Here is a 26,866-nt window from a genome sequence, read left to right as displayed (position 1 = left end):
ATGCTTTATCTACCAATCGCCGCAGCGCGGCATACTTATAATCTGTGTCCGAACCGCGCCTTAAGCAAGGGCGTTATCGCAGAAGTCTTGCTACAATTTGTTGCATCGCATGCCCGTTTGGCGCATCCGCGACAGTCACGTTTTGCGCCAAAACGCCACTTAAGTTCTTAGCAACGGCATCACTCAACGCGACTGTTTGAAATCGGCAATTTAATCTTTCGATCGGAATATCATTTATTTGTCTGTTCGCAAGTATAGCTGATCTTGGAGAGAAAAGGGGAAGGATAATCTTTCGATCCGATCGAAATAAATCAAGCGCCTCAGATGAAAGCGACTCCGCCAGCTGCCTATAGGTTACAACCTCTTCGCATTTCAAACCGGCCTCAGCCAGCTTCTTGGCTATCTCGCCTCTTGCATGCTCCCCGCGCAAATGAACGAGCGTGATGTTTGGTGGGGATTTCAACAGCGCCTCCACAAGGTCATACGCGCAGTTTGCGATCAAATTAACTTGAAAACCCGTACTCTGCGCGGCCTCTGCTGTTCGCTCCCCAACGCAATATGCTCCTCGCCCTCGAGCATTTACTTTGGTTGGAATGCCGTTCTCAGATGTCAAAATGACCGCTTCAAATTCAGGATCTACGTCGAGTTTCTCTATACGGATCAACGGCGATATCACCGTATCAATAGGCGCGTGCTTACTAATCGCGCACGCAAATCTTTGCGCGGCTTCGAACGGGCGGGTAAGCAGAACGGCAGGAGCGGTATTTGGCATTTACACACTGTTGGATTGAACGATGCGGCGCGGGGTGTTACCTGCCAATAGAAAGGATCGCGGATGGCAAAGCAACTAACTGTGCTTGGAATCGAAAGCAGTTGTGATGACACAGCTGCCGCCGTCGTGCGCCATACGCCTGGCTCCTCGCCAGAAATTCTATCGCAAGTTGTCGTAAGTCAGGACGAATTACACAAGAACTTTGGCGGAGTTGTCCCTGAGATCGCCGCGCGTGCGCATACTGAAAAGCTCGACTACTGCGTTGCTGATGCTTTTAATGAGGCTGCGATCAACCTTCCAGACCTTGACGCAATTGCTGTTACTTCGGGTCCAGGGCTTATCGGTGGTGTGCTGTCTGGGGTGATGTGCGCAAAGGGTCTTTCGGCGGCGGCAAACAAACCATTGATCGGCGTTAATCACCTTGCAGGACATGCATTAACGCCAAGGCTCACCAATCAGATCGAATTTCCATATTTGATGTTGCTGGTCTCTGGGGGCCATTGCCAATTTTTGATTGTGCATGACGTAGACCGTTTCCAGCGGCTTGGCGGAACAATTGACGACGCGCCCGGAGAAGCTTTTGACAAAACAGCGCGTCTTCTCGGGCTTGGTCAACCAGGCGGTCCACATGTTGAGGCGGCGGCGTTAAAAGGTGACCCAGCTCGTTTCCGCTTCCCTCGGCCACTGCTGGATCGGCCCGATTGTGACATGTCGTTTTCTGGCCTCAAAACAGCACTGCTCCGTGCGCGAGAGGCAATTCTTGCGAAGAAGGGTGGGTTAACCCGAAAAGATCAGGCCGATCTTGCCGCCGGATTTCAACAAGCTGTAACCGCAGTTCTGTTAGAAAAATCAAGGCGTGCGCTAAAGATCTACTTAGAGCTAAACCCCGTCAAACCCGTATTTGCAGTAGCTGGTGGCGTTTCCGCAAATCAGGACATTCGCGCCGCGTTAGAGACTGTTTGCGCGGAATCGGGCGTTGACTTTATTGCACCGCCCCTTTCGCTTTGTACAGATAACGGCGCGATGATTGCATGGGCAGGGCTTGAGCGATATCGGCGCGGTCTCATTGACGATTTGTCATTATCTGCGCGCCCTAGATGGCCGCTTGATCAAACGAGTCCGGCTATGCTTGGCTCTGGCAAAAAGGGAGCAAAAGCATGAGTATTGCTGTTCTTGGGTCCGGCGCGTTTGGCACAGCGCTCGCTATAGCGCTCGCGAGCGCGCATGATAACGTAACCCTCTGGGCACGAGACGAAAACGCCGCGAATGAAATGACGCGAATTAGAGAAAACAAGCGCCGGCTCTCTGGAGCAAAATTTCCACCGTCTTTGAATGTTAGCTCGAGTTTGGCTGAGAGTTGCGAAGCAGAAACACTGTTGATTGCTATTCCAACGCAGCTGATGGACGCGTTTCTACGTGAAAATGCGGCTCTATTTCAGCACAAAACCCTCGTTGCTTGCTGTAAAGGTGTGAACATCGAAAGCGGGCTTGGGCCGACTGGGACAATTAATAAACTTGTGCCAACTGCAACTGCCGCCATCTTAACCGGACCAAGTTTTGCAGTTGATATCGCTGGCGGACTTCCAACAGCCCTTACGCTTGCCGGACCTGAAGATAGGCTTGCTGATTTGCAAGAGCAGCTTTCAACGCCGACGCTTCGGCTGTATCGCACGACAGACGTCATTGGTGCGGAACTCGGTGGCGCGCTGAAAAATGTGATTGCGATCGCCAGTGGTGCGGCGATTGGCGCAGGGTTTGGAGAAAGCGCACGCGCCGCAGTTATGACGCGCGGATATGCAGAGATGCTGCGGCTGGCAAATGCACTTGGAGCCAAACCTGCAACGCTTTCGGGCCTATCCGGTTTTGGCGACTTAACACTGACTTGCACTTCAGAGAAAAGCCGAAACTATCGTTACGGCCTTGCGCTTGGTGCCGGAGCCGGTTTTGACGAAACTACCACGGTCGAAGGTGCCAAAACTGCAAAAGCAGTCTCTATTTTGGCACAAAAGCACCAAATCGATATGCCAATCACAAATGCCATAACGGAAGTTCTCAATGAGAACCTGACTGTTTCGGAGGCCGTAAAGGCTCTTCTGTCACGACCTTTAAAGGAGGAATAAATGTACGTAGCTCTTATCGCCAAAGACAAACCTGGCGCACTTGAAGTACGCAAAGCCAACCGCGACGCTCATGTTGCTTATCTAAAGGAAACAGGCGTTGTTCAGGCGGGCCCCTTTCTTGATTCAAATGGCGATATGTGTGGCTCGCTCGTAATTCTCGATATGGAGTCGATTGAGGATGCTCAGAAATGGGCCGAAAATGACCCATACGCGAAGGCTGGCTTGTTTGAATCCGTCGATCTACAGCTTTGGAACCGGGTGATCGGCTAATGGCATATTGGTTGTTTAAATCAGAGCCGAACACTTGGAGTTGGGACGATCAGGTTGCCAAAGGAGACGCTGGCGAAGAATGGGACGGCGTGCGCAATTACCAAGCACGCAATAACATGCGCCTGATGAAGGTTGGGGATCGGGGATTCTTCTATCATTCGCTCAAGGAAAAATCTGTTGTTGGGATCGTCGAGGTCTGCGCCGAATGCCATCCGGACTCTACAACTGACGATGAGCGATGGGAATGCGTTGATATCCGCGCCATCGCACCCGTCAAAACGCCAGTGACTCTTGCAATGTGCAAAGAGAACGAGGCGCTTCGCGACATGGTTCTTGTCAACAATACACGCTTATCGGTGCAGCCGGTCACTGAGGAAGAATGGGCAATCGTTTGTGAGATGGCTGGCGTTCCAGCAGATCTTTGATTGAAGATACGTGAAAAAATTGGAGGGCTCCGACCCCCCGGAACCCTCCATCACCCCACGTGCCTCACTTCGCACCACACGTGTTTTGTTTCGGGTCCGGCCATCCTGACTAGACAATACAACGCTATGTCAGGCTGCCGACAAACGCAAATTATAAGCGCCAAAAATTTATTTCAAATCAAACCTTTATGTAGGGCGGTATGACCTTTCAAACCGCCCCAATAGCACGGGTTTAGCCGTAAATTGACTCTTTGCCGAAGTGCTTAACAAGCATGTAGTACACAACCGCGCGGTACTTGTTGCGCTCGGATCGGCCGTAAGTATCCATCGCTTTGTTGATTGCTTCCATCAGCTCTGGGCTGTCGCGCAGTGCGAGCTTTTTGATCAGGAAGTTTTCTTTCACGGTCTCCAACTCGGAGTCCTGGGTCGCGGCAACCGTCGATGCGTCATCGTCGTAAATGGCTGGTCCGCATCCGATTGTTACTTTGGTTAACAGATCCATATCCGGTGTGATGCCGCATTTGTTCTTCAAATCATCGGCATATTTGGCGATCAAGTCGTCACGTTTTCCCATAGAGTTCTCCAATATTCTTTGTGGCCAAAGGCCAAAATTTAACGGTCGAAATGAACCGTTAATTAGAGGTTAACGCGGAAACAGGTGTTTTCAAAAAGAAAAAGCCCGACTCTTGAGCCGGGCTTCATCTTTGTAAGTTGCCTCTTCGCCTAGTAACGGTAATGCTCTGGTTTGAAAGGGCCATCGACCTTTACGCCGATATAGTCGGCCTGTTCTTTGGCGAGTTTGGTGAGCTTGACGCCAATTCGATCAAGATGCAGTCGCGCGACTTTTTCATCGAGATGCTTGGGCAAGATATAGACTTCGTTCTTATAGCTCGAACCGTTTGTCCAAAGCTCGATCTGAGCCAACACTTGGTTAGTGAAGCTCGCAGACATCACAAAGCTTGGGTGGCCCGTTGCGTTTCCAAGGTTCAGCAGGCGGCCTTCGGACAGCAGGATCAAGCGGTTACCCGAAGGCATCTCGATCATGTCGACCTGTTCTTTGATGTTTGTCCACTTGTGGTTCTTGAGCGCGGCAACTTGAATTTCGTTATCGAAATGGCCAATGTTGCCAACGATTGCCATGTCTTTCATTTCGCGCATATGCTCAATGCGGATGATGTCTTTGTTGCCTGTCGTGGTGATGAAGATATCAGCGGAATCAACCACATCTTCCAGCACAACAACTTCAAATCCGTCCATAGCAGCTTGAAGCGCACAGATCGGATCGACCTCGGTGACCTTGACGCGCGCGCCCGCACCGCGGAGCGACGCAGCAGAGCCTTTGCCCACGTCACCGTAACCACAAACAACAGCAACTTTACCGGCCATCATCGTATCGGTTGCGCGGCGAATACCGTCAACAAGGCTCTCTTTACAGCCATATTTGTTGTCGAACTTCGACTTGGTCACAGAGTCATTCACGTTGATCGCTGGGAACGGGAGGTGACCCGTTTTCACCAATTCATAAAGGCGGTGAACGCCCGTGGTTGTTTCTTCGGAAACGCCTTGAATGGCTTCTTTTTGTTTGGTGAACCAACCAGGGCTTTCGGCGAGGCGCTTCTTGATTTGCGCAAAGAACGCGACTTCTTCCTCGCTTGTTGGCACTTCGATGAGGTCGGTTTCGCCCGCCTCGACTCGCGCACCAAGCAGGATGTACATCGTTGCGTCGCCGCCATCGTCGAGGATCAGGTTACAGGTGCCTTCTTCGAAGTGGAAAATACGGTCCGCGTAATCCCAGTATTCTTCGAGTGTCTCGCCCTTGATCGCAAAAACGGGTGTACCCGTTTCGGCAATCGCGGCAGCGGCGTGGTCTTGAGTGGAGAAGATATTACAGCTCGCCCAACGCACATCCGCGCCCAGCGCGACAAGCGTTTCAATCAACACAGCGGTTTGTACCGTCATGTGAAGAGAGCCCGCAATCCGAGCGCCTTTGAGCGGCTTGCTATCGCCATATTCCTCGCGCAGAGCCATCAAGCCCGGCATCTCGGTTTCGGCAATATCAAGCTCTTTGCGGCCATAGGCGGCAAGGCTGATGTCTTTTACGATGTAATCACTCGCCATCTTTTTCGTTCCTTTGAAACTGAAGTTGCAGCCAGTTATCACCTCAGAGGTTAAGGAGCAATGACCGAGCCTTTACATGCCGCATTTCGGCGGCTAGCCAATAAACACCACAATCAAGGAACCGATAAAATGGCAAAACAACCGCGTGCATGGCAACGGATGCTTTCGGGGCGCCGCCTTGACCTTCTCGATCCAACACCCGTGGATATCGAGATCGAGGATATCGCCCATGGGCTGGCTTTTGTTGCGCGCTGGAACGGCCAGACGCGGGGCGATTTTGCCTATTCGGTCGCAGAGCATTCGCTTTTGGTTGAGGAACTCTTTGGTCGCATCGTCCCCAAAGCACCAACGAAGTGGCGGCTTGCTGCGCTTTTGCACGATGCGCCGGAATACGTGATCGGCGACATGATCAGCCCCGTAAAATCGGCGGTGGGCAAAGGCTATGACGAGCTTGATAATCGGTTATCCGCGGCAATCCACGTTCGCTTCGGGCTTCCTGCGGCGATTCCTGTCGCGACTAAGAAGCAGATCAAGCGCGCTGACCGTATTTCTGCTTGGATGGAAGCCGTACAGATCGCGGGATTTTCCGAAGCCGAAGCCGACAAGTTTTTTGGAAAGCCTGATGCCGCACTTATCGAAGGGTTGCGTATCGATTTGCGAACACCAAAAGACGTTCGTACCGATTTCACAGCACGCGTAAAAACGCTTCTTGAAGAGTTGTAATTAACGCGGGCTACGTTTTGCCAAAATACGCTGGAGCGTACGGCGATGCATGTTCAGGCGGCGCGCGGTTTCGCTCACGTTACGGTCACACAGCTCATAAACGCGCTGGATATGTTCCCAACGCACACGGTCCGCACTCATTGGATTATCCGGAGGCGGAGGAAGCTCATCTTTCTTAGCAAGAAGTGCGCCGGTTACGTCATTCGCATCCGCAGGCTTGGATAGGTAATCCGTCGCGCCGATTTTTACAGCCGCAACAGCCGTTGCAATCGCACCATAGCCCGTAAGAACAACGATCCGCGCGTCAGGACGCTTTTCTCTTAGAACTTCAACAACGTCGAGGCCGTTTCCATCCTCAAGACGCAAATCAATCACGGCATAAGCGGGCGGACGAGCCGTTGCGATTGCTTTACCAGCGGCGACCGAACCAGCGGTTTCGGGCTCAAACCCCCGCTTTTCCATCGCCCGCGCCAAACGACGCAAAAAGGGTTCGTCATCATCCAGCAGCAACAGGGATTTATCTTCTCCGATGTCCTGCAATTCCCGCTCTGTCATAGTCGCGCTTTCTTTTTTCCTGTCTCACCGTTCTATGCAAACTCTTGAGACAGGTCAATTTTTAGAAACGCTCTAAGAGTTCTCCACGAAACAGGCAATCGTCTCGGCAATAACTTCTGGTGAGTCATCGCGCTTGAAATAGGTCACAGTGCCGTATTCAGGGAGGGTCAGGTAGGTCGAAGTTGAGTGATCAACGAGGTAATACTCATCGTCACTTTCATTCTTTTTGTAATAGGTTTTATAGGCCCGTGATGCCGCCTTCACGTCTTCGGCTGTTCCAGTTAGCCCAATCATACGCTCATGGAATACATCCGCGAATTCGCCAACAACCTCTGGCGTATCACGCTCCGGATCAATCGTAATAAACACGGGTGTTGTCTCGATTCCCATTTCATCCAAGATGTCCACCGCATCCGCATTCCGCGCAGAATCCAGCGGGCAAACATCAGGACAGAATGTATAGCCAAAATATACGAGCGACGGTTTGGTAATCACCTCTTTATCAGTCACGCGTTCGCCATTCTTATCGATCAAAGAGAATGGCCCACCAATTGTGCTTGCGCCGCCTGCGATCCGGTTGGCGGTACATTGTGCGAATTTATCTTCTGGTTCACCAAAGGTCAGATATGCAGTGGTCCCAAGGAGAATGGCCGCGGCACCGACCGCCGCAAATGCATAGTATTTCATGCCGAAGAGTTCCTTTTCATTTCGCAGCCTTGATCAAGGGTTTTGCCGACACTAACAAGGGTACAGTATGACGCATTCACAAAATAGCGAGCGCATGACCGACACGACCTCAACTCTAATCAGTCAGCGCGCCAGAAGCGATTGGATTCGTCTGCGAACGCTCATCATGCTGCGGTGGGTTGCGATCGTCGGGCAAATCGTTGCGATCACAGTTGCGGTTTACCAGCTTGATGTCGACCTCAATCTTGGCCTGTGCTTCCTCGTAATCTGTGCCTCTGTGATCGTCAATCTCGTCGCGACCTTCGTATATCCAGAGAACAAACGTCTTTCCGAAGCGCAGGCGGTCTGGATGCTATTGTTTGATATTTCGCAGCTTATATTGCTGCTTTATCTGACCGGTGGGCTGCATAACCCCTTCGCGTTGCTGATCCTCGTTCCTGTAACAATATCGGCTACTGTTCTAACGCTTCAGTCCACGATGTTGATTGGTTCAGTCGCGCTTTGCCTTACGACATTTGTTGCAATCTATGCGAAGCCTTTAAGCAATACCGCTGGCGAGATCTTCCGCCTCGATGTGCTGTATATTTTCGGCTTCTGGTTGGCGATTGTAATTGGAACAGTTTTCCTTGCTGCCTATGCCCGCCGCGTTTCAAACGAAATCCACTCCATGAGCGAAGCGCTTCTTGCCACACAAATGGCCTTGGCGCGCGAACAGAAGCTAACTGACTTAGGAGGCGTAGTTGCCGCCGCTGCCCACGAACTGGGAACACCGCTTGCAACAATTAAGCTTGTGTCCTCTGAAATGCTGGATGAACTCGAGGACGGAACCGATCTTCGTGAAGACGCCAAGCTCATCGGCGAACAGGCAGAGCGATGCCGAGAGATTTTGCGCTCCATGGGCCGTGCGGGCAAAGACGACCTTCACATGCACAGCGGCCCGTTTGAGGCCGTCGTTCGCGAAGCTGCGGAGCCTCACCTTGATCGCGGCAAGGAGATTCATTTTGCGTTTGCCCCTGCCCCCAGCGGGACATTTCAGCAACCGGAAATCCGACGGCAATCCGAGATCATTCACGGTGTTCGGAACCTCGTGCAAAACGCTGTTGATTTCTCGGCAAAAAATGTCTGGGTCGAAGGCGGGTGGACTGATACGCGGCTTCATCTGCGAATTATTGATGATGGGCCGGGCTTTCCGACACAGGTGATTGGGCGGATCGGCGAACCCTTTGTTCGCAAGAGAAGGCCAAGCGAAAAACCCCGCCGACCAGGATATGAAGGCATGGGCCTTGGGCTTTTCATTGCAAAAACACTCCTAGAGCGAACAGGCGCGGAGGTTAGTTTTGCAAATGGAGCAGACCCGTTTCTATCTGAAGCCGAGCGGCCACCAAAATGCGGCGCAGTTGTAGAGGTTGCTTGGCAACTCAAGACACTTGAAGTCCCGCGCGGCGGAAGTGACGGACTTGGCGAGAACGAAAGATTTGACGCGCCTACCTAGTTGAGTTTGCGCTCTCTGGCTGTGCGAAGTCTTGTTCGCATACACCGCATTTCAGCATCACAAATGCAGAAATGTTCAAGTTAACGGCACATTAACCATTTTTGAGCAATTATTTACCAACGCAGTCTCAACGTTGGTAAGTTAATGGTCTCATTGTCCGCAACAGTCATTGTTTTCGTCGTCTTTATCGCCTTCGCTGCGGCTATCTCGGGCGTCATCATGCTTGGCCTATTCATACAAGTGCGCGGGAAAACGACGCGTGAACTTCTTCGCGACTCTGAGAACTGTGTTGTTTTTCTATTCGAAAACGAAGAGCTGGTTGATGCCACAGATAAGGCAAAGCAGCTTTTGGCCAATCAGAACACTGAACAAACAGCTTGGCGCAAGCTATGTAGTGCGTTGAGCGCTAGCTACCCGGATTTTGCAAATGCCGCTGGCCAATTGCAGGAATCTAACGAAATAAGGCTTAAACCTGTGACTCCAGATGACGAGTCCATTCTGATTGCCGAGGTTTGGGACGGTATAACACGGATCGAGATCATTAATGATGCGGCCGTCGGTTCGTCTATGGGCATGGATTCCCACAGTATGCTCGCACTCAATAACGAGTTGGATACCCTGAGAAAAACAGCCGAAATGGCGCCCTATCTGGTTTGGCAGCAGACTGCCGACGGCTCAATAACATGGGCAAACGGGGCATACCTCGCGGTCGCGAAACGCCTGAAAAACAAACCAGATAATGCTATCGAAACTTGGCCGCCGCAGCGTGTCTTTCCAACGGTTTCCCTCTCGCAAGGAACACCAGAGGAGCGAGCACATCGTGTTTCGGTTACCTTTCCGGATAGTTCAAATGAGAAGTGGTATGAAGTCTTCAGTACAACAGTCGGTGAAGAATCCCTGCATTTTGCAAACAGTGTTGACGGTGTTATTCGAGCGGAAACTTCGCTTCGCGAGTTTGTACAGACATTAACCAAAACATTCGCGCACCTGCCTACCGGTCTTGCGATCTTCGACAAGAAGCGGCAATTGGCGCTATTCAATCCAGCGCTCACCGATCTGACCGGTCTCTCACCGATGTTCCTGTCTTTGCGCCCTACCCTCTTTAGCTTTCTAGACAAACTGCGCGAGGCCCGCGTCATTCCGGAACCCAAAGATTACAAAAACTGGCGCCAGCAAATGACAGACCTAGAAGCGGCGGCTGTGGATGGAACTTACACAGAGAACTGGGCGCTTCCTTCTGGACAGACTTATCGCGTAACCGGCCGCCCTCATCCAGACGGAGCGGTTGCCTTTTTGTTTGAAGATATTTCAACCGAAGTTTCACTAACGCGGCGCTTTCGCAGCGAGCTCGAAATCGGACAAGCGGTTCTTGATAGCTTTGATGAAGCCATCGCCGTGTTTGCCTCTAACGGTCAACTGACCATGTCAAATTCTGCCTATGCGGATTTTTGGGGCATGGATCCTGGCTCTATCCTAGGCGAGTTTTGTCTGAGTGACGCTATCTCTTTCTGGCAAGCCAAAAGCGAGCCTAGCGATGTCTGGTCAAAGCTTCAGTCTTTTACAAAAGCCGCCAGCCCACGTGCGCAGTGGAAAGACTCCATACTTCTAAACACAGGCGAAAAAGTACCACTGCGCGTGACCCCTCTGAGTGGTGGCGGAACACTCGTCGCCTATTCGCCAAAAGACAAAATCAAAGATAGCGCTACACCGCAGTTCGAACACCGCCCGATTAAAGGCGAACCACTTTTTACGCTGAACGTGTAAACTCTATTGCAGGGACGAGTCAGGGCGCTACATTCGTGCCATGACATCATACTCTCGTACTCTGACACTCACCTCTCCGCAGGAAACAACCGCGCTTGCCGAACAAATGGCCGAGCGACTGGATGTAGGTGATGTGATATTGCTTGAGGGGCCTATTGGCTCGGGAAAGAGCCATCTTAGCAGAGGGATCATCCAACATCTTTTGGAGCATACCGAGGATGTTCCCAGCCCGACTTTCACAATTGTCCAAACCTACGACGCTGCTGAATTTACAATCTGGCACTGTGATTTCTATCGGCTTACTCACCCTGACGAAGCATTAGAGCTTGGCTTGGACGATGCATTTGAAGACGCAGTTTGTCTAATCGAGTGGCCAGACAGATTAGGTTCGGATCAGCCAGTAAACGCGCTCCGCATCAACTTTGAACAGCTTTCTGAAGATGAGCGTCGGCTTACATTTTCGTATTCCGATTCCAAGTGGCAGAAGCTAGACGGATTACTTAATGGATAACCCCTATTCCGACCTGCTCAGGAATCCGAAGGACGTTGAAATTCAGCCGCTCGCTGGTGATGCATCCGGCCGTCGGTATGCGCGATGGCAACACCCGAATTTCGGGCCAATGGTGTATATGGATGCCAGTAATGATCGCGATGGAAGTTGCGATGATTTCCTTCGGGTTGCTTCTCATCTTACCGATCTCGGCCTTTCTGCGCCGAGAATTCTGGCTCGGAACTCCGATTTCCTTCTCTTGGAGGATTTGGGGGATTCCGTCTTTGCCAAGATTCTAGAAAATAACGCCAATATCGAAAAAGACCTCTATCTTTCGGCCGTGGATGTGTTGCTGTGCGTCCAGAAGAATAAACCCGTGAAGGGCTTAAACACGTTCGGAACGGAGGAAATGGCTCAAGCCGTGACACCCGTCATCGAATGGTACCAAGCAGGCATAACGGGCCAAGAAAACAAGGCCGCCTCTGAAAAATTGGTGTCGCTTGTCAGGTCGGCGCTCAAAGAATGTGAACCGTCGGAGAATGTGATGATCCTGCGGGATTACCACGCTGAAAATCTGATTTGGCTTCCGGAAAGGTCAGGCGTTGCGAGATGTGGAATCCTTGATTTTCAGGACGCGCTCCTCGGACATCCGGCCTATGATCTGGCGTCACTGCTCGAAGATGCGCGAAGAGATGTTTCCGTTCAAACGCGCGATGCCGCAATCAAACATTTTGTGAAAGAATCCGAGGCAGAAGAAGAGGCATTTTTGCATGGATTTTCAGTGCAAGCGGCGCAAAGGAACCTGCGAATTTTAGGTGTTCTGAGTAGGTTGGCAGTTAGAGACGGCAAGACGCACTACCTCGATTTTCTTCCGCGTGTCTGGGCGCATTTGATGGGCGATCTTGAACACCCTGCCCTTACAGAACTCAAAACATTTGTACTGGAAACCATCCCACCAGCGACGCAATCAAACCTCAAGTCACTCGGAGAGCAACATGCCTGACGCATTAATGCTATTCACGGCTGGTAAAGGCACGCGCATGGGAAGCCTGACGCGGGATTTTCCAAAACCACTTATCAAAGTTGCTGGCCGTCCTCTTGTTGATCACGCTCTTGACCTTGTCTCGCCCATGCCAGAGCTACGCGTCGTCGCCAACCTTCACGCCCATGCAGACAAGCTAGAGGCGCATCTTTCTCAAAGCGGTTTGGTACTTTCTGACGAGCGCGACGCACTTCTTGAAACAGGCGGTGGCCTTCGTAAGGCAATACCGCTTTTAAATTCGTCGCCTGTTTTCACCCTAAACTCTGATGCCGTTTGGAAAGGCCCGAATCCTCTTGAATGCTTAAAGTTGGCTTGGGACCCCAATAAAATGGACGCTCTGCTGCTTCTTATCCCAAGCGATAATGCGATCGGCCACAACGGCAGAGGGGATTTCGCACTGGAAAACAACGGCAGAATTTTCCGTGGCGGCCCATACGTTTACACAGGTGCGCAAGTTATTAAGACCGAGCGTTTGGCCGAGATCGAGGAAGACGCTTTTTCCCTCAATGCGCTTTGGGACATTCTGATCCAAAGTGGCCGTGTTTTTGGGACAGTTTATTCCGGTTCTTGGTGCGATGTCGGGCGACCTGAAAACATTACACTCGCGGAAAATATGCTCAAAGGAAACGCCGATGTTTCATGAAGACGGCAAAGCAAATGTGTATGGCGTCGGGCTGGGGTGCGATTTTCCTGCAGAGCTGGTTCGGGGCTTGTTGCATACATACCGAGATAAACCGCCAGAAGCGTTGGCACGGGTTCAACTCTTTGTAAACACACGAAGAATGGCGCGTAGAGTTCAAGAGCTGTTCGCGCAGGAAGGCGCCCTTCTTCTCCCGCAGATTTCGCTCATTTCTGACTTAAGCCAAGCGCCGCAGATTGCCATTCCCAAGGCAGTTTCACCGCTTCGGCGTCGGCTCGAACTGTCGCAGCTTATCAAGCAACTTCTGGACGCTCAGCCAGATCTCGCCTCACGTAGCTCGCTGTTTGACTTGGCCGATAGTTTGGCCGAACTCCTTGATGAAATGCAGGGCGAGAACGTAACGCCAGAACAGATTGTATCGCTCGATGTTACCGATCAATCCGGTCACTGGGAGCGGGCGCTCGAGTTCATCAAAATCGTTGAGCGTTTCTTTGGCGATTCAGGAGAGCCGCCAGACGCCGAAGCCCGTCAGAGATTAGCGGTTGATTTGATAACTCAAGGCTGGAAGCAGTCGCCGCCTGAAAACCCGATCATTTTGGCAGGCTCAACCGGCTCTCGCGGCACGACATTTAAGCTTATGCAGGCCGTCGCGGCGCTTCCACGTGGTGCTGTTATTCTGCCTGGCTTTGATTTTACGATGCCAGAGAGCGTTTGGAGCGGACTTGATGATGCGCTTTCCGCGGAGGATCATCCGCAGTATAGATTCTATAAGTTTCTGAACTCATTAAATTTATCTCCGACTGACGTTTCTCATTGGGGCGAGCCGACACCGGCATCAACTGCGAGAAATGCGTTGATTTCTCTGGCGCTCCGCCCAGCGCCCGTTACCGACCAATGGATGGATGAGGGGCCGAACCTCACCGACATCGCAGGCGCATGCGCTGGTCTAACTTTGGTCGAGGCGCCGTCATCGCGCGCCGAAGTTGGGGCGATCGCTTTACGTTTAAGGGAGGCCGCGGAAACTGGCCAGAAAGTCGCCCTCATCTCGCCAGATCGCGTTTTGACGCGGCAAGTTACGGCAACATTGGCGCAATGGGACATCGAGCCGGACGACTCTGCCGGTTCTCCTCTTGGATTGGCGCCTCCTGGCCGGTTCTTGCGACAGGTGGCGTCTCTGTTTGGATCAACATTAACGTCAGAAGCGCTGCTCTCGCTTCTGAAACACCCGATTACAAACACAGGCGGGGATGATCGCGGGCCGCACCTTCTCTTTACCCGCGAACTTGAACTTCATCTCCGCCGTTACGGGCCACCTTACCCGACACCAGAATCTCTGCGGAAATGGGCGATCGGACAGGATTCAGAAGACGCAAAGCAATGGGCCGAATGGATTTGTTCCACTATTTGCCCACACAGCGAGGCTGGTATTTCGACTGTTTCACAGCATCTTGACCGCCACGTACAAACCGCGATTGCCATTGCACAAGGCCCGAACGGGCAGGGCGCTGGTGCTCTTTGGGACAAGGCTGCGGGCGAAAAAGCCCTCAAGGCCGTTAATGAACTTGAAGAGGAGAGCGGTTTCGGCGGAGATCTTTCGCCACGGGACTATGGCGATTTATTTAAAGCGGTGCTGAACCGACACGATGTACGCGATCCGATCCGCCCGCATCCAAACATCATGATCTGGGGCACAATGGAAGCGCGTGTTCAGGGCGCGGACCTTGTTATTCTTGCCGGATTGAACGAAGGCGTCTGGCCTGAAGCCCCAAAACCAGATCCATGGTTAAACCGTCAAATGCGGCAAAAAGCGGGTCTATTGCTGCCCGAAAGGCGTATCGGACTGGCGGCCCACGATTTTCAACAAGCCGTTTGCGGACCGGAAGTTTGGATAACGCGATCAATTCGAAACTCTGAATCTCAGACAGTTCCATCTCGTTGGCTCAACCGAGTGACAAACCTGCTAGAAGGGCTGCCAAACACCGGTGGCACCGAGGCACTGGATGGCATGCGGGCGAGGGGTGAGGCGTATCTAAGCCAATTCGAGCGATTTGAACGCCCCGAGAAGCGAATTGAACCAGCGAAACGACCTTCACCAAGGCCGCCAGTTCCTGCGCGCCCTAGAGGGCTTTCTGTAACGAGAATCAAGACACTGATCCGCGATCCTTATGCAATTTATGCGCAGTATGTACTTAAACTGAAGCCACTCGACCCCCTCAAGCACGAAGCAGATGCGCCATTACGCGGTACGATCCTGCACGAGATATTCGAGAAGGCAGTAGAGACAATTCCGATCGACCAGATGACCGAAGCCGCTCTCATGGAAATTGCAGGGAAAACGCTCGAGGAGTCTGTACCGTGGCCCGCTGCGCAACGGCTCTGGTACGCGAAGTTTTCGCGAAATGCCGAATGGTTTGTGACCTCTGAGAAGCAAAGACAGGCTCGTGGCACACCGACGTGGTTCGAGAAAATGGGTAAATTGGGCCTGAATGGTCTCGATTTCATGCTTTCCGGTCGCGCGGATCGCATTGATCTTACCGAGACAGGGAACGCTATTATTTACGACTATAAAACGACACCCCCGTCGCCAGCTGTTGAGCGCCTGTTTGACAAACAACTTCTGCTCGAAGCGGCAATGGTTGAAAATGGTGGCTTTGAAGGCATCGGGGCGGCCAAGGTTCAAGAGGCGACATATATTGGCGTAGGTGCCAAGCCTGGTGAAAGATCTGCGGAACTTACAGACACAACGACCAAAGAAGTTTGGGACGAATTTCATGAGTTGATCGGCGCCTATTTTAGCCCGCAACAGGGCTATACATCCCGCCGCGCAACAAGCGTGATTACCCACTACGGAGATTACGATCACCTTGCCAGATATGGAGAGTGGGAAGAAAGCGACGAACCCGTTGGGGAGGATCTCACATGATCAAACGAGACCTTGCAACCGAACGGCAGGTACAAGCCGCCAACCCTTTTGCGTCCACATGGCTTTCAGCCAATGCGGGCTCGGGCAAAACACGCGTTCTGACAGATCGCGTTGCGCGTCTTTTGCTTGCAAATGTCAAACCTCAGAACATTTTGTGCCTTACCTACACCAAAGCCGCAGCGAGTGAGATGCAGAACAGGCTATTTGCCAGATTAGGTAAATGGGCAATGCTAGAGACTGATTTGTTGCGAAATGACCTTATTGCGCTCGGCGTTGAAGGCAGCATATCAGACGAGGATATCCGAAACGCACGCCGCCTTTTCGCGCGCGCCATCGAAGCTCCTGGTGGGCTGAAGATTCAGACAATCCACTCATTTTGCGCTTCTATTTTGCGACGCTTTCCGCTCGAGGCCGGTGTTTCGCCACAGTTTAGCGAAATGGACGAGCGTTCGGCGCGATTGCTGCATGAGGAAGTGATCGACGAAATGATCCTTGGTGGGGAGCGTGCGCTCATTGATGATGTAGCGGCGGTTTATACGGCCGAAGAATTCGGGAAGTTCACTGCGGAAATTGCCAAGTTTCGCAATGAGTTATCTACGCCCGTAGATGCGGCTGAGATTTGGCAAAGCCTTGGATTGTCGGCGGGATACTCTCAAACCGACCTTGAGAACGATACCTTTTTGCCGACTGACGGCGCACTGTTGAAAGAGATACTGCCATTCTTTCTTCAGGGTAGTTCAACCGACGCGAAAAACGGAGAGAAGCTTCGGCTTGTAGATTTTGACGCCCTGTCGGCGAAGGATCTCCTCATTCTTGAAGACGTATTCCTGTTCAAGGACGGAGCAAAAGCCGCGCAGGCGAAGATCGGTTCTGTACCGACCAAAGCTACGCAGAAGCTGATCTCCGACAAGATGGATGCCCTCGAGAAGCTAATGGCGCGTGTCGAAAACGCGCGCTCATCACGTCTTCGGCTTCATACAGCGGAGCGCACCCTTGTTTTGCGCAGGTTCGCGGCTGAGTTCCTGCCGCGGTTTGAGCAAAAGAAGCAGGTTCGAGGCTGGCTCGATTTTGACGATCAAATCTATAAGGCGCGAGACTTGCTAACCAATCCACTGGTTGCGCAATGGGTGCTCTATAGGCTTGATGGCGGGATTGACCATATTCTTGTTGATGAATCACAGGATACCAGCCCAGCGCAGTGGCAGGTTATTGAGAACCTTGCCCAAGAGCTTACGAGCGGCGAGGGCGCCAAGGAAGATGCGCATAGGTCGATCTTTGTAGTGGGTGACAAAAAGCAATCCATTTACTCCTTTCAGGGGGCCGATCCGGCGGAGTTTGATCGGATGAATGCCCATTTCGCTGAGCGTCTAAAAGAGGCGGGGGCAGGGCTCGTGAATCTGCAGCTTGAGCATTCGTTCCGTTCCGCAGAGCCGGTTTTGTCGCTTGTTGACTTCACATTCAAAGCAATCGGCGGAAATGGCGTGGGCGGCGAAACGACCCATCTTGCGTTTAAATCCGCGATGCCGGGGCGCGTGGATCATTGGCCACTTGAAGAGCCCGAACAAGACAACGACGAGCGCAATTGGTATGACCCCGTTGATAAGGTATCGCAAAGTCATCACAACGTTCGGCTCGCGCGTAAGATCGCTGGCGAGATCAAGCGGATGATCGAAGAAAAGGTCACTATTCCAGACGAAATCGGACATTCCGGCACATTTGAACAGCGGCCCGTTACACCTGGAGACTTTCTAATCCTCGTTCAGGGGCGGCGTGGCCTTTTCCCTGAAATCATCCGCGAATGTAAGGCGCAGAAGCTGGATATTGCGGGCGCGGATCGGCTCAAGATTGGCGGTGAGCTTGCGGTTAAGGATATCGTCGCGCTTTTGTCGTTTCTTGCGACGCCTGAAGATAGCCTGTCGCTTGCAAGTGTTTTGAAATCTCCGCTTTTCGGTTGGAGCGAACAGCAGCTCTTTGACCTCGCGCACAGACGACAGGAAAAGTATCTTTGGGCCGCGATGCGTAATCGCGCCGAAGAATTCCCCGAGGAAATGAGGGTGCTTGAAGATCTCAGGCGGGCGTCTGACTTCTTGCGGCCCTACGAAATCATTGAACGCGCGCTGACTGTTTTTGGTGGCCGCAAAAAGTTGATTGCGCGGCTTGGGGAAGAAGCAGAGGACGGGATAGACGCGCTTTTGGATCAGGCGCTGAATTTTGAACAGATGGAAATTCCAAGCCTCACAGGTTTTCTGTCATGGCTTCAAACAGATGAAGTCGAGATCAAACGTCAGGTCGATAGCGCAAGCGACCAGATCAGGGTGATGACAGTTCATGGCGCAAAGGGGCTGGAGGCGCCGATCGTTATTCTTCCTGACACGGCGGCAAAGAAAAACAGCGTTGATGCCCAGTTGGTGAAGATGGCGGATAACAGCGTCATCTGGAAACCCGGAGCAAAACAAATGCCGCCCGAAGTTTCCAATCAGGTCGACACGATGAAAGACCTGCAGCAGCAGGAAAAGATGCGGCTGCTTTACGTTGCGATGACGCGCGCGGAGAAGTGGCTCATCGTTTGCGGCGCAGGAAAGCTCGATAAAGACGGCAACGCGTGGCACGGAATTGTAGAGAAAGGCATGAGGGCAGCGGGTGCCGTAGAGTTTGACACTCCTTCAGGGCAGGGGCTTCGGCTTCAGAATGAGGATTGGAGTGCGCTACCGATTGCGAAACTCGACAAGGTGAACACAGCAAAGGATACGGCATTGCCCGCATGGGCAACCCAGACCGCGCCGGTACCTGTGAAGCCTGCCAAGCCGCTTTCACCCTCTGACCTTGGAGGCGAAAAAGCGCTTCCCGGAGTTGGAGGTCTTTCCGAAGAGGAAGCAATGCAGCGCGGAACGGATATCCACCTTCTGCTTGAGCATCTTCCAACCGTTTCCGAAGAAGACCGTCCAGAGCGCGCAAGGCAATTGCTCGGGCGAGATGATCCGGAGTTGCAGGAGGAGGCATCCAACTGCCTTGCAAATCCGAAGTTAGCGGACGTCTTCAGCCCATCCGCGCTCGCCGAGGTAAACGTTGTAGCCAAACTTGATGAGCTCAGCGGGCGGGCGATTGAAGGTCAGATTGACCGGTTGATCGTGACAGACTCGGAAGTCTTGATCGTGGACTTCAAAACCAACGCCATCGTGCCCAAAAGCGCGGAACAGGTTCCGGAAGGATTGTTACGACAGATGGGCGCATATGTTGCAGCGATTTCGCAAATCTATCCGGACAAACCGATAAGTTGCGCAATTCTTTGGACGAAATCCGCAGAGTTGATGGCGCTTCCTAACGCAACCGTGACCGCAGCGCTATCTCGCGTGAACATGCCTTGACGATACCCTTGGCCGACCCTAGGTTCTAAAGCCGAAACGAATTTCTCTAGGAGAGAGCAGATGGCTACAGTTGCCGTAACAGACGAAACATTCGACGCCGAAGTGCGCCAAGCCGATGTCCCAGTTGTTGTGGATTTTTGGGCTGAGTGGTGCGGCCCCTGTAAGCAAATCGGACCCGCTCTTGAAGAGCTTTCCGACGAATACGGGGACAAGGTCAAAATCGTTAAGGTAAACGTTGACGAGAACCCGCAATCACCAGGTCAACTTGGTGTTCGTGGCATTCCCGCGTTGTTCCTTTTCAAGAATGGTGAAGTTTTCTCTTCCAAGGTCGGAGCCGCTCCAAAAGCCGCGCTTCAAACCTGGATTGACGAAGCTGTTTAACCCAGACTTCAGTATGCATCAGAGGCGCCCCGAAACGGGCGCCTTTTTCTTTGGGTTTGTAGGGTTTGCGCTGTTTTTGCTCAATTAATCTTGCGAGACCAACAAACGACCGCCATATAACGTCAAACAAACAAGCAAGGAGCCACAGAAGCCAATGGCAGAAGATCAGTTTCCCGGATGGCACGGCACAACGATTATCGGCGTGCGCAAGAACGGCAAGGTTGTTGTGGCAGGTGACGGACAAGTCTCGCTTGGCCAAACCGTAATCAAAGGCACGGCGCGCAAGGTACGCCGCCTCTCCCCCGGTGGGTTTGACGTGGTTGCCGGATTTGCCGGTTCCACGGCGGATGCTTTCACTTTGCTTGAGCGTCTTGAGGCAAAACTTGAAGCCACGCCAGGACAGTTGGCGCGCGCAAGTGTTGAGCTTGCCAAGGATTGGCGCACGGATAAATACCTCCAGAAGCTTGAAGCTATGTTGATCGTTACGGACGGAACCGATCTGTTTGTCATCACTGGCGCTGGAGACGTACTCGAGCCGGAGCATGATATTGCTGCGATCGGCTCTGGCGGAAACTTCGCTCTGGCTGCGGCGCGCGGTTTGATTGAAAATCTTGACGATGCCGAAGAAGTGGCCCGCAAAGCGATGGCGATTGCTTCTGATATTTGCGTTTACACCAACGGCAATCTTACTGTCGAAACGATCGACGCCAAATCATGAGCGGCTTCACCCTTGATGACATCCGCGCCGCTGTGAATGCAGGCGCCATGACCGAGGCGCAGGCGACCAAACTCATAACAATCGCGCAGTCCCGCCAGAACGTTCGAGATTTCCTGCCGGAAGAGGACGAACCCTTTGAGTTCTTCAAGGGCTTTTCCGAGATTTTTGTGACGGTTGGGCTTGGCCTATTGTTTGCTGGCGTTCTGGCAATCACGGTTGTGCTTGGAAGCGGTGCGATCGTTCCAATCGCGGGAATGGCGCTTTGCTGGGTCTTTGCGATGTATTTCACCGCTCGTCGCCGTATGAGCCTACCAAGTATTGCTCTAGCTGCTGGTTTTGGGATTTTCCTAGCGTTCGGCGTTGCCCTCATTATTGGCCCAGAAACCGAAGCCGCCGGGCTTGCCGTCGGCCTCATCGGTATGGCTGCGATGGCCTTGTACTATCGTGTGTTCAAGCTCCCGTTTTCAATGTTCGTACTTGGGGTTTTTGGCCTAATTTTTGTATTTTCGGTTATAAACCATTTTACCCATACGGTTCCGAGCATCTTCTTCCTTACGAGCGATCTGTTTGATTTGGGGAATGGCACCTATCTTGCATATGGGTCGCTTGTTTTCGGGATCGCGGCATTCCTTGCGGGCCTCTACTTTGACCTGCGCGACCCGCATCGGATAAGCCGATACTCTGCGAGCGGGTTCTGGCTCCATATCCTCGCCGCGCCTGCGCTTGTGAACACAATTGCTATGTCGCTTTTCAATGTCGGCGGAACCGTTGGCTATTCACTGACCGCACTTGCGTTATTGCTTGTCACAATTGTTGCCTTGGTAATTGATCGTCGCTCTTTCCTAACCGCCGGCATCGGATACGTCGGTGTTCTCATACTCTACGCCTTACAGAACTCGACAAACGAAGAAACTTCCTTTGTCGCGACGCTTCTTATTCTTGGCGTTTTCATAACAGCACTTGGCACTTGGTGGGTACAGATACGGGCGAGCCTCATGCGAGCGCTCCCTGATTTTCCCCTAAAAGACCGATTGCCGCCCTATACCTCTGCAAATCCGGAGTAATCATGACAGACCTTACCCCCCGCGAAATCGTTTCCGAACTTGATCGGTTCATCATCGGCCAAAACGATGCCAAACGTGCGGTTGCGGTTGCGCTTCGCAATCGGTGGCGGCGCAAGCAGCTCGCGGATGACATACGCGAAGAGGTTTACCCGAAAAATATCCTGATGATCGGGCCAACTGGTGTTGGCAAAACCGAAATCTCTCGCCGTCTGGCCAAACTCGCGCGCGCGCCGTTTATCAAGGTTGAGGCAACAAAGTTTACCGAGGTCGGTTACGTCGGCCGCGATGTTGAGCAGATCGTGCGTGATCTGGTGGATAGCGCTATTGCCCAAACCCGCGAATTCATGCGCGAGGATGTGAAGGCCAAGGCCCACGAAGCCGCAGAAGAGCGCGTCATTGAGGCCATCGCCGGAACTGATGCCCGCGAACAAACCCGCGAGATGTTCCGCAAAAAACTCAAGTCCGGAGAGTTGGACTCTACGATCATCGAGCTTGATGTTGCCGACACAACCAACCCGATGCAGGGGTTTGATATCCCCGGACAGCCGGGAGGAGCGAGCATCATGAATCTTGGTGATCTGTTTGGCAAAGCCATGGGCGGCCGAACTGTCCGCAAGAAAATGACCGTCGCTGAAAGCTATGACATTCTGATCGGTGAAGAAGCTGACAAGTTGTTGGACGATGAAACCGTTCAGCGAATGGCGCTTGAAAGTGTAGAAGAAAACGGCATCGTTTTCCTTGACGAGATCGACAAGGTTTGCGCACGAAGTGATGCCCGCGGTGGCGATGTTTCGCGCGAAGGCGTGCAGCGTGATTTGCTTCCGCTGATCGAAGGCACAGTGGTTTCAACCAAGCATGGCCCTGTCAAAACCGACCATATCCTCTTTATCGCGTCCGGCGCCTTTCACATTGCGAAGCCAAGTGATCTGTTGCCGGAGCTCCAAGGCCGCCTGCCAATTCGTGTGGAGTTGCGGGATCTGACCGAAGATGACTTTGTGCGCATCCTGACCGAAACCGACAACGCGCTAACGCTTCAGTACACTGCGCTTATGGCGACCGAAGAAGTGACTGTGTCGTTCACAGAAGACGGCATCAAAGCTCTCGCGAAAATTGCCGCCGAGGTGAACCAATCTGTCGAAAATATCGGTGCGCGGCGACTCTATACTATTCTTGAACGCGTGTTTGAGGAGTTGAGTTTCGAAGCGCCGGATAAGTCGGGCGAAAGCATATCGGTTGATGCCGAATTTGTTGAGAAGCATCTGGGCGCTCTTGCCAAATCCACCGATATCAGTCGATATGTGCTATAGGTAATTTTTCCTCTCTGACGAGGACCATGTATTGTGACTCTGCGAATAGTATTTATTGCTGCTTTAGCAATTCTCGCTGCCTGTGCTCAGCGCGGTGAAATACGATTTGCCGAGCGCGCCGATACTGCCAGCCTTCAGACCATTCACGTTGCCACCAACCGCATGCCAGACCGAACCGTCGGGTTTGGCGACGAGCGTTCGCGCGAGACACGATTTGTCGAGTTTGATATCTCCATTCCGCCAAACAGGACTGCGGGTGAAATCAACTGGTCAAATGGCAAAGTCGACACGTCCAAAGATTTCGCCACCGTTCGGGCCAACCTTTTTAATGGGCAAGATAGCTTTGAGCGCAGTTTGCGGGCTCGGTTGCTTAAACGCGCGCCCAGCGAGCGGCATGTTGTTGTCTATGTCCACGGTTTCAACAACAATTTCTCCGAAGGGCTCTATCGCGCTGCGCAAATCGCAGAGGATTTCACATTCACCGGTGAGATGGCGCATTTCTCATGGCCCAGCGCGGGGAGTGCCTTCGGGTATGCCTATGATCGCGACAGTGTGCTTGCGGCGCGGAACAACTTCGAGAATTTCATAGACGCAATCGACCGCGCGGGTGCGAGCGAAATTCTGATCATCGGGCATTCTGTTGGAAGCTCGCTTGTCATGGAAACGCTGCGCTCCATTGCGCTTGGTAATCAGAACAAATTGGGCGAGTTGGTATCCGGGGTTCTTCTTATTTCCCCAGATATCGACATTGATGTGTTCTTTGAACAAGCAAGCCGCATTGAAAAACTGCCGCAACCCTTCGGCATAGTTGTGTCAGACCGCGACCGTGCCCTCCGCGTATCCGCGCTCATAACCGGCCAGCCAAACCGGCTTGGAAACATCGAAGGCGTGCATGAGATTGCAGAATTCGAAGTCACGGTCTTCAACCTGTCCAACATTCCAGATTCAGACAGGCTTGGGCATTTCACGGCAGCAACAAGCCCCATGGCCATTGAGATGCTTAACAACATGAGCGTTCTGAATGAGGCCCTACAGTCAGAGCCTTCAACATCGACCGGTATCGTTCCAGGCGTTGCTTTTACGCTTCAACGTACAACGGAAATTATTCTGGACCCGGTTCAAGATGTTTTGAAATAGGGGTTTTCATTTCTTGTCGCTCGGGCCAAACTCCGCGGCAACAAAGGACCCCTATGACATTTCTAAATTTCCTCGCGGCAAACGCCCGCTGGCTCGCCGCTGGCTTTCTGCTGGCCCTGACATCCAGTTTCGGACAGACCTACTTTATTTCGATTTTCGCTGGCTCGATCCGCAGCGACTTTGATTTATCGCATGGGGCGTGGGGCGGGATCTATCTGCTCGGAACCTCCGCATCAGCAGTTGTTATGGTCTGGGCTGGGGGGCTCGTTGACCATTTGCGCATTCGTGTTTTGGGTGCGACTGTCCTTGGGTTGCTGGCGCTGTCTTGTGTTGCGATGGCCTTTGTTCCGAACGCGACGGCGCTTGTATTCGTCATCTTTGCGCTTCGGTTTACAGGGCAGGGCATGACCGCCCACGCCACCACAGTTTCAATGGCGCGATGGTTTGTTGCCACTCGCGGGAGGGCGCTTGCCATTGCTTCGCTCGGGTTCAAATCCGGCGAGGCATTGCTGCCGTTTATCTTCGTATCATTGATGGCTTATTTTGCTTGGCAAAAACTCTGGCTGTTGGCTGCGCTCCTCGTTCTGCTCGCCATTCCCCTGCTTGTCACGCTCCTGCGCTACGAGCGAACACCCCAATCTTTGGCCAAGGAAAATCAGGCCGTGGGAATGGGCGGGCATCATTGGCGACGTAAACAGGTCCTCGGGAATCCATTGTTCTGGTTCATGCTGCCAGCACTTCTTGGGCCGCCATGCTTCATGACATCCTTCTTCTTTCAACAGGTTCATATCGTCGAGATCAAAGGCTTTACCCACCTCGGGTTCGTGGCTCTGTTTCCAATCTTTACGCTCATAAGTGCTTTTTCCATGGTACTTACCGGAGTCTTGATCGACCGTTTCTCGACTCCGCGCATCCTACCATTTTGCCTTGCCCCGATGGCGCTTGGATTTGCGCTTGCTGCATCTGGCTCAACGCTTACTGGAATGGCAGTCGCGCTCGGTTTCCTTGGGCTTTCGCAAGGCGCGAGCACAGTTGCATTCCCTGCTTTGTGGGCCGAGTTCTATGGCACCAAGCATCTCGGTTCGATCAAAGCAATGGCCGCTGCGATCATGGTTGCGGCATCCGCAATCGGACCGGGTCTTACTGGAGCGTTAATTGACATGAACATCGACTTTGGCCAGCAGATGTACGGCATTGCGCTTTACTTCGCTTTGGCCTGTATCCTTGTTGCTGCTGGGATGCGCTGGGTAAAACCCTTCTTAGCGGTGCCTGCGTAGGTAAACGTAATAGGCCCCGCTTCCGCCGTGTTTTAGATGTGCTTCGCTGACCTGCAAAACAGCAGAGCGAAGCGGCGCCATCATCAGCCATTGCGGTACCTGATGTTTCAAAACACCGAAAGGAACAGGAATCGGCCCCGGTTCATCACGATGTTTGCCTTTGCCCGTCACAACAAGCACAAGGCGTTTTCCATCGGCATAGGCATCAAGGATAAAGCGATTAAGCGCGGGGTGGGCTTGCGCCATTGTCTTTCCGTGAAGATCAAGTTTGCCTTCTGGAATGATGCGGCCACGCTTCATCTTGCCGAAGGTCTTGTGATCCATATGAACTGGTGCTTGCCCGATCCGGTCTGACAATGCGGGTTTTAGATCATGGCTTTGATTGCGGTGCGGGGCCTTCTCTCCGATATTGAAGGCGCGCAGGCCGGATTTGTTAATCTTGACCGGTTTGCGCTTTGGATCAGGAATCGAAGCGCCAGAGTTTGTAAGCGGTTGTTTTGGGTGCAGCGGCTCGGCCTGTTCGGAAACAACACGCCAAAGCGCTTCTTCATCTGGATGTAGTCCGCGGGGCTTTTTCATTTACTCAGCCCAATCTGGCGCAATCGCAAATGCTGTTTGGATCGGCATCAGAACAACCATCCGCCCCGCGTCATTGGTTTGCGCGGCAATCTCTCCGGCTGCGGCACCCGTTCCAAAGAAAACATCTGCCCGCTGTGCACCCTTGATTGCGGCACCCGTATCCTGCGCCACCATCAATCGTTTCAGCGCAAGCCGCCCAGATTTTTCCATCCAAACGGGCGCACCGAGCGGGATGTACCGCGGATCAACGGCGAGCGAACGAAGCGCCGTTATGGAACGGTTCATCGCCCCGCGCGGCCCTTTGTTTCCCGGAACCGAGACCTTCCGAAAGAACACATAAGAAGGGTTCGTCCAAAGAATTTCCTGCCCGAGGCTTGGATTGCGGTTAAACCAAGACCGAATGCGCGCGTTTGAGGCCTCGCTTCGTTTCATGATCCCGCGATTGATAAGTTCCTGCGCGATTGATCGATTTGGGTGACCGTTTTCACCCCCATAGCCAACACGAATTGCGCTTCCATCGGTCAAACGAACGCGACCTGAGCCTTGAATTTGCAGGTAATAGACATCGACCGGATTATCGACCCACGCAATCGCAAGGCCGCTCAGTAAGCTGCTTTGATCAATCTCTTTTCGCGTAAGATTGACGTATTCAGCAGGGGGCTTTCGATAGAGCGGGTAGCGGTATTGCCCGTTTCGGCTCCGTGACCCAAACAGCTCCGGCTCAAAATATCCGGTAAACAAAGCAGGGGAGCCGTCTTCGATTAGGACAGGTCGAAAGAACAGCTCGAAGAAATTCTTGGCGTCAGGGCCCGTCGCCGCGAAAGCGCAAAGGTTGCGCCACTCGGCATCATCCATCAAACGGCATGTTTCCTGAAACACATCAAGCGCGGCGGCATGGTCATCATCCTGCCAGCCGGACAGCGTATCAAATTCAAGAACGCGCGCGGTCGTTTCTGCGTTGGCCGCAAGCGGAGCGAGGACAAATCCCAGCCCGGTTATCAGCCAACGCAGCACGTG

General features: G+C 52.8%; 24 protein-coding genes and 1 pseudogene. 18 read left to right on the top strand and 7 right to left on the bottom strand.

The window, feature by feature from the left end; all coding sequences use genetic code 11:
- Nucleotides 1–73 precede the first annotated feature (73 nt).
- Entirely contained in the window at nucleotides 74–772 is a 699-nt protein-coding gene (locus OU789_RS13955; RefSeq protein ID WP_274656130.1) for a uroporphyrinogen-III synthase, read from the bottom strand.
- A 63-nt stretch (nucleotides 773–835) separates the two neighbouring features.
- Between OU789_RS13955 and tsaD the strand changes: the two genes are divergently transcribed.
- The 4 genes from tsaD to OU789_RS13935 are packed head-to-tail and all read left to right on the top strand — an operon-like array spanning nucleotide 836 to nucleotide 3,587.
- Entirely contained in the window at nucleotides 836–1,933 is a 1,098-nt protein-coding gene (gene tsaD, locus OU789_RS13950; RefSeq protein ID WP_274656129.1) for a tRNA (adenosine(37)-N6)-threonylcarbamoyltransferase complex transferase subunit TsaD, read from the top strand.
- Nucleotides 1,930–2,892 carry an NAD(P)H-dependent glycerol-3-phosphate dehydrogenase gene (locus tag OU789_RS13945; protein WP_274656128.1) on the top strand — a complete coding sequence of 321 codons (963 nt, stop codon included), beginning with the start codon at nucleotides 1,930–1,932 and terminating at the stop codon, nucleotides 2,890–2,892. The genes tsaD and OU789_RS13945 overlap by 4 nt, the downstream gene beginning before the upstream one ends.
- A complete protein-coding gene (locus OU789_RS13940) occupies nucleotides 2,893–3,162 on the top strand; it encodes a YciI family protein (RefSeq protein WP_263954573.1) in 270 nt (89 codons plus the stop codon).
- The gene (locus OU789_RS13935; protein ID WP_263954572.1) at nucleotides 3,162–3,587 is read left to right on the top strand and encodes an EVE domain-containing protein; all 426 of its coding nucleotides are present in this window, start codon (nucleotides 3,162–3,164) and stop codon (nucleotides 3,585–3,587) included. Before OU789_RS13940 ends, OU789_RS13935 begins: the two co-directional genes overlap by 1 nt.
- Before the next feature lie 232 nt (nucleotides 3,588–3,819).
- Here OU789_RS13935 and OU789_RS13930 read toward each other — a convergent pair whose 3' ends face one another.
- Nucleotides 3,820–4,161 (bottom strand): DUF2853 family protein, encoded by a 342-nt coding sequence (locus OU789_RS13930; RefSeq protein WP_274656125.1) that lies wholly within the window; start codon nucleotides 4,159–4,161, stop codon nucleotides 3,820–3,822.
- Nucleotides 4,162–4,310: 149 nt separating this feature from the next.
- A complete protein-coding gene (gene ahcY / locus OU789_RS13925; protein ID WP_274656124.1) occupies nucleotides 4,311–5,705 on the bottom strand; it encodes an adenosylhomocysteinase in 1,395 nt (464 codons plus the stop codon).
- 129 nt (nucleotides 5,706–5,834) lie between these two features.
- Between ahcY and OU789_RS13920 the strand changes: the two genes are divergently transcribed.
- Entirely contained in the window at nucleotides 5,835–6,428 is a 594-nt protein-coding gene (locus OU789_RS13920; RefSeq protein ID WP_263954568.1) for an HD family hydrolase, read from the top strand.
- On the opposite strand, the gene OU789_RS13915 is transcribed toward OU789_RS13920, so the two are convergent.
- Both OU789_RS13915 and OU789_RS13910 read right to left on the bottom strand, forming a co-directional pair.
- Nucleotides 6,429–6,983, bottom strand: coding sequence for an ActR/PrrA/RegA family redox response regulator transcription factor (locus OU789_RS13915; protein ID WP_263954567.1), 555 nt, complete (start codon nucleotides 6,981–6,983; stop codon nucleotides 6,429–6,431).
- A 72-nt stretch (nucleotides 6,984–7,055) separates the two neighbouring features.
- Nucleotides 7,056–7,670, bottom strand: a complete 615-nt coding sequence (locus OU789_RS13910) for an SCO family protein (RefSeq protein ID WP_274656122.1) — start codon at nucleotides 7,668–7,670, stop codon at nucleotides 7,056–7,058.
- A 94-nt stretch (nucleotides 7,671–7,764) separates the two neighbouring features.
- Here OU789_RS13910 and regB point away from each other — a divergent pair, with 94 nt between their 5' ends.
- From regB to OU789_RS13845, 13 genes and pseudogenes are all read left to right on the top strand, one after another.
- Entirely contained in the window at nucleotides 7,765–9,162 is a 1,398-nt protein-coding gene (gene regB / locus OU789_RS13905; RefSeq protein WP_274656273.1) for a sensor histidine kinase RegB, read from the top strand.
- Nucleotides 9,163–9,306: 144 nt separating this feature from the next.
- Nucleotides 9,307–10,926 (top strand): PAS-domain containing protein, encoded by a 1,620-nt coding sequence (locus tag OU789_RS13900; RefSeq protein ID WP_274656120.1) that lies wholly within the window; start codon nucleotides 9,307–9,309, stop codon nucleotides 10,924–10,926.
- A 40-nt stretch (nucleotides 10,927–10,966) separates the two neighbouring features.
- Nucleotides 10,967–11,437, top strand: a complete 471-nt coding sequence (gene tsaE, locus OU789_RS13895; protein ID WP_274656119.1) for a tRNA (adenosine(37)-N6)-threonylcarbamoyltransferase complex ATPase subunit type 1 TsaE — start codon at nucleotides 10,967–10,969, stop codon at nucleotides 11,435–11,437.
- The gene (locus OU789_RS13890; RefSeq protein ID WP_274656118.1) at nucleotides 11,430–12,419 is read left to right on the top strand and encodes an aminoglycoside phosphotransferase family protein; all 990 of its coding nucleotides are present in this window, start codon (nucleotides 11,430–11,432) and stop codon (nucleotides 12,417–12,419) included. The genes tsaE and OU789_RS13890 overlap by 8 nt, the downstream gene beginning before the upstream one ends.
- Nucleotides 12,412–13,101, top strand: a complete 690-nt coding sequence (locus tag OU789_RS13885; RefSeq protein ID WP_274656117.1) for a nucleotidyltransferase family protein — start codon at nucleotides 12,412–12,414, stop codon at nucleotides 13,099–13,101. The genes OU789_RS13890 and OU789_RS13885 overlap by 8 nt, the downstream gene beginning before the upstream one ends.
- Nucleotides 13,091–16,021: a double-strand break repair protein AddB gene (addB, locus tag OU789_RS13880; protein WP_274656116.1), complete on the top strand. Its 2,931-nt coding sequence runs from the start codon at nucleotides 13,091–13,093 to the stop codon at nucleotides 16,019–16,021. The genes OU789_RS13885 and addB overlap by 11 nt, the downstream gene beginning before the upstream one ends.
- A complete protein-coding gene (gene addA / locus OU789_RS13875) occupies nucleotides 16,018–19,386 on the top strand; it encodes a double-strand break repair helicase AddA (protein ID WP_274656115.1) in 3,369 nt (1,122 codons plus the stop codon). Before addB ends, addA begins: the two co-directional genes overlap by 4 nt.
- 48 nt (nucleotides 19,387–19,434) lie before the next feature.
- Nucleotides 19,435–19,767, top strand: a pseudogene (trxA, locus tag OU789_RS13870) (thioredoxin); the annotation flags it as partial.
- A 154-nt stretch (nucleotides 19,768–19,921) separates the two neighbouring features.
- Entirely contained in the window at nucleotides 19,922–20,485 is a 564-nt protein-coding gene (gene hslV / locus OU789_RS13865; protein WP_263954557.1) for an ATP-dependent protease subunit HslV, read from the top strand.
- Nucleotides 20,482–21,549 carry a hypothetical protein gene (locus OU789_RS13860; RefSeq protein WP_274656113.1) on the top strand — a complete coding sequence of 356 codons (1,068 nt, stop codon included), beginning with the start codon at nucleotides 20,482–20,484 and terminating at the stop codon, nucleotides 21,547–21,549. The genes hslV and OU789_RS13860 overlap by 4 nt, the downstream gene beginning before the upstream one ends.
- A 2-nt stretch (nucleotides 21,550–21,551) precedes the next feature.
- Nucleotides 21,552–22,856: an ATP-dependent protease ATPase subunit HslU gene (hslU, locus tag OU789_RS13855; RefSeq protein WP_274656112.1), complete on the top strand. Its 1,305-nt coding sequence runs from the start codon at nucleotides 21,552–21,554 to the stop codon at nucleotides 22,854–22,856.
- Between the two features lie 33 nt (nucleotides 22,857–22,889).
- On the top strand, nucleotides 22,890–23,993 hold the full coding sequence (locus tag OU789_RS13850) for an alpha/beta hydrolase (protein WP_274656111.1): 1,104 nt from the start codon (nucleotides 22,890–22,892) through the stop codon (nucleotides 23,991–23,993).
- A 53-nt stretch (nucleotides 23,994–24,046) separates the two neighbouring features.
- A complete protein-coding gene (locus OU789_RS13845) occupies nucleotides 24,047–25,270 on the top strand; it encodes an MFS transporter (RefSeq protein ID WP_274656110.1) in 1,224 nt (407 codons plus the stop codon).
- On the opposite strand, the gene OU789_RS13840 is transcribed toward OU789_RS13845, so the two are convergent.
- Together OU789_RS13840 and mltA are read right to left on the bottom strand one after the other, a co-directional pair.
- Nucleotides 25,253–25,849, bottom strand: a complete 597-nt coding sequence (locus OU789_RS13840; RefSeq protein WP_274656108.1) for a Smr/MutS family protein — start codon at nucleotides 25,847–25,849, stop codon at nucleotides 25,253–25,255. The two genes, OU789_RS13845 and OU789_RS13840, sit on opposite strands and share 18 nt — an antisense overlap.
- The gene (gene mltA / locus OU789_RS13835; protein ID WP_274656107.1) at nucleotides 25,850–26,863 is read right to left on the bottom strand and encodes a murein transglycosylase A; all 1,014 of its coding nucleotides are present in this window, start codon (nucleotides 26,861–26,863) and stop codon (nucleotides 25,850–25,852) included.
- Nucleotides 26,864–26,866: the final 3 nt, after the last annotated feature.

It is taken from the genome of Halocynthiibacter sp. C4 (assembly GCF_028823805.1).
In the GTDB taxonomy this organism is placed as follows: Bacteria; Pseudomonadota; Alphaproteobacteria; order Rhodobacterales; family Rhodobacteraceae; genus Falsihalocynthiibacter; species Falsihalocynthiibacter halioticoli.
This window is presented reverse-complemented; position numbering and strand designations above follow the sequence as displayed.

Bases quoted from the DNA above. Each gene is read 5' to 3' on its own strand.
- OU789_RS13955 (WP_274656130.1), bottom strand. From the start codon at position 772: ATGCCAAATACCGCTCCTGCCGTTCTGCTTACCCGCCCGTTCGAAGCC.
- tsaD (WP_274656129.1), top strand. From the start codon at position 836: ATGGCAAAGCAACTAACTGTGCTTGGAATCGAAAGCAGTTGTGATGAC.
- OU789_RS13945 (WP_274656128.1), top strand. From the start codon at position 1,930: ATGAGTATTGCTGTTCTTGGGTCCGGCGCGTTTGGCACAGCGCTCGCT.
- OU789_RS13940 (WP_263954573.1), top strand. From the start codon at position 2,893: ATGTACGTAGCTCTTATCGCCAAAGACAAACCTGGCGCACTTGAAGTA.
- OU789_RS13935 (WP_263954572.1), top strand. From the start codon at position 3,162: ATGGCATATTGGTTGTTTAAATCAGAGCCGAACACTTGGAGTTGGGAC.
- OU789_RS13930 (WP_274656125.1), bottom strand. From the start codon at position 4,161: ATGGGAAAACGTGACGACTTGATCGCCAAATATGCCGATGATTTGAAG.
- ahcY (WP_274656124.1), bottom strand. From the start codon at position 5,705: ATGGCGAGTGATTACATCGTAAAAGACATCAGCCTTGCCGCCTATGGC.
- OU789_RS13920 (WP_263954568.1), top strand. From the start codon at position 5,835: ATGGCAAAACAACCGCGTGCATGGCAACGGATGCTTTCGGGGCGCCGC.
- OU789_RS13915 (WP_263954567.1), bottom strand. From the start codon at position 6,983: ATGACAGAGCGGGAATTGCAGGACATCGGAGAAGATAAATCCCTGTTG.
- OU789_RS13910 (WP_274656122.1), bottom strand. From the start codon at position 7,670: ATGAAATACTATGCATTTGCGGCGGTCGGTGCCGCGGCCATTCTCCTT.
- regB (WP_274656273.1), top strand. From the start codon at position 7,765: ATGACCGACACGACCTCAACTCTAATCAGTCAGCGCGCCAGAAGCGAT.
- OU789_RS13900 (WP_274656120.1), top strand. From the start codon at position 9,307: ATGGTCTCATTGTCCGCAACAGTCATTGTTTTCGTCGTCTTTATCGCC.
- tsaE (WP_274656119.1), top strand. From the start codon at position 10,967: ATGACATCATACTCTCGTACTCTGACACTCACCTCTCCGCAGGAAACA.
- OU789_RS13890 (WP_274656118.1), top strand. From the start codon at position 11,430: ATGGATAACCCCTATTCCGACCTGCTCAGGAATCCGAAGGACGTTGAA.
- OU789_RS13885 (WP_274656117.1), top strand. From the start codon at position 12,412: ATGCCTGACGCATTAATGCTATTCACGGCTGGTAAAGGCACGCGCATG.
- addB (WP_274656116.1), top strand. From the start codon at position 13,091: ATGTTTCATGAAGACGGCAAAGCAAATGTGTATGGCGTCGGGCTGGGG.
- addA (WP_274656115.1), top strand. From the start codon at position 16,018: ATGATCAAACGAGACCTTGCAACCGAACGGCAGGTACAAGCCGCCAAC.
- hslV (WP_263954557.1), top strand. From the start codon at position 19,922: ATGGCAGAAGATCAGTTTCCCGGATGGCACGGCACAACGATTATCGGC.
- OU789_RS13860 (WP_274656113.1), top strand. From the start codon at position 20,482: ATGAGCGGCTTCACCCTTGATGACATCCGCGCCGCTGTGAATGCAGGC.
- hslU (WP_274656112.1), top strand. From the start codon at position 21,552: ATGACAGACCTTACCCCCCGCGAAATCGTTTCCGAACTTGATCGGTTC.
- OU789_RS13845 (WP_274656110.1), top strand. From the start codon at position 24,047: ATGACATTTCTAAATTTCCTCGCGGCAAACGCCCGCTGGCTCGCCGCT.
- OU789_RS13840 (WP_274656108.1), bottom strand. From the start codon at position 25,849: ATGAAAAAGCCCCGCGGACTACATCCAGATGAAGAAGCGCTTTGGCGT.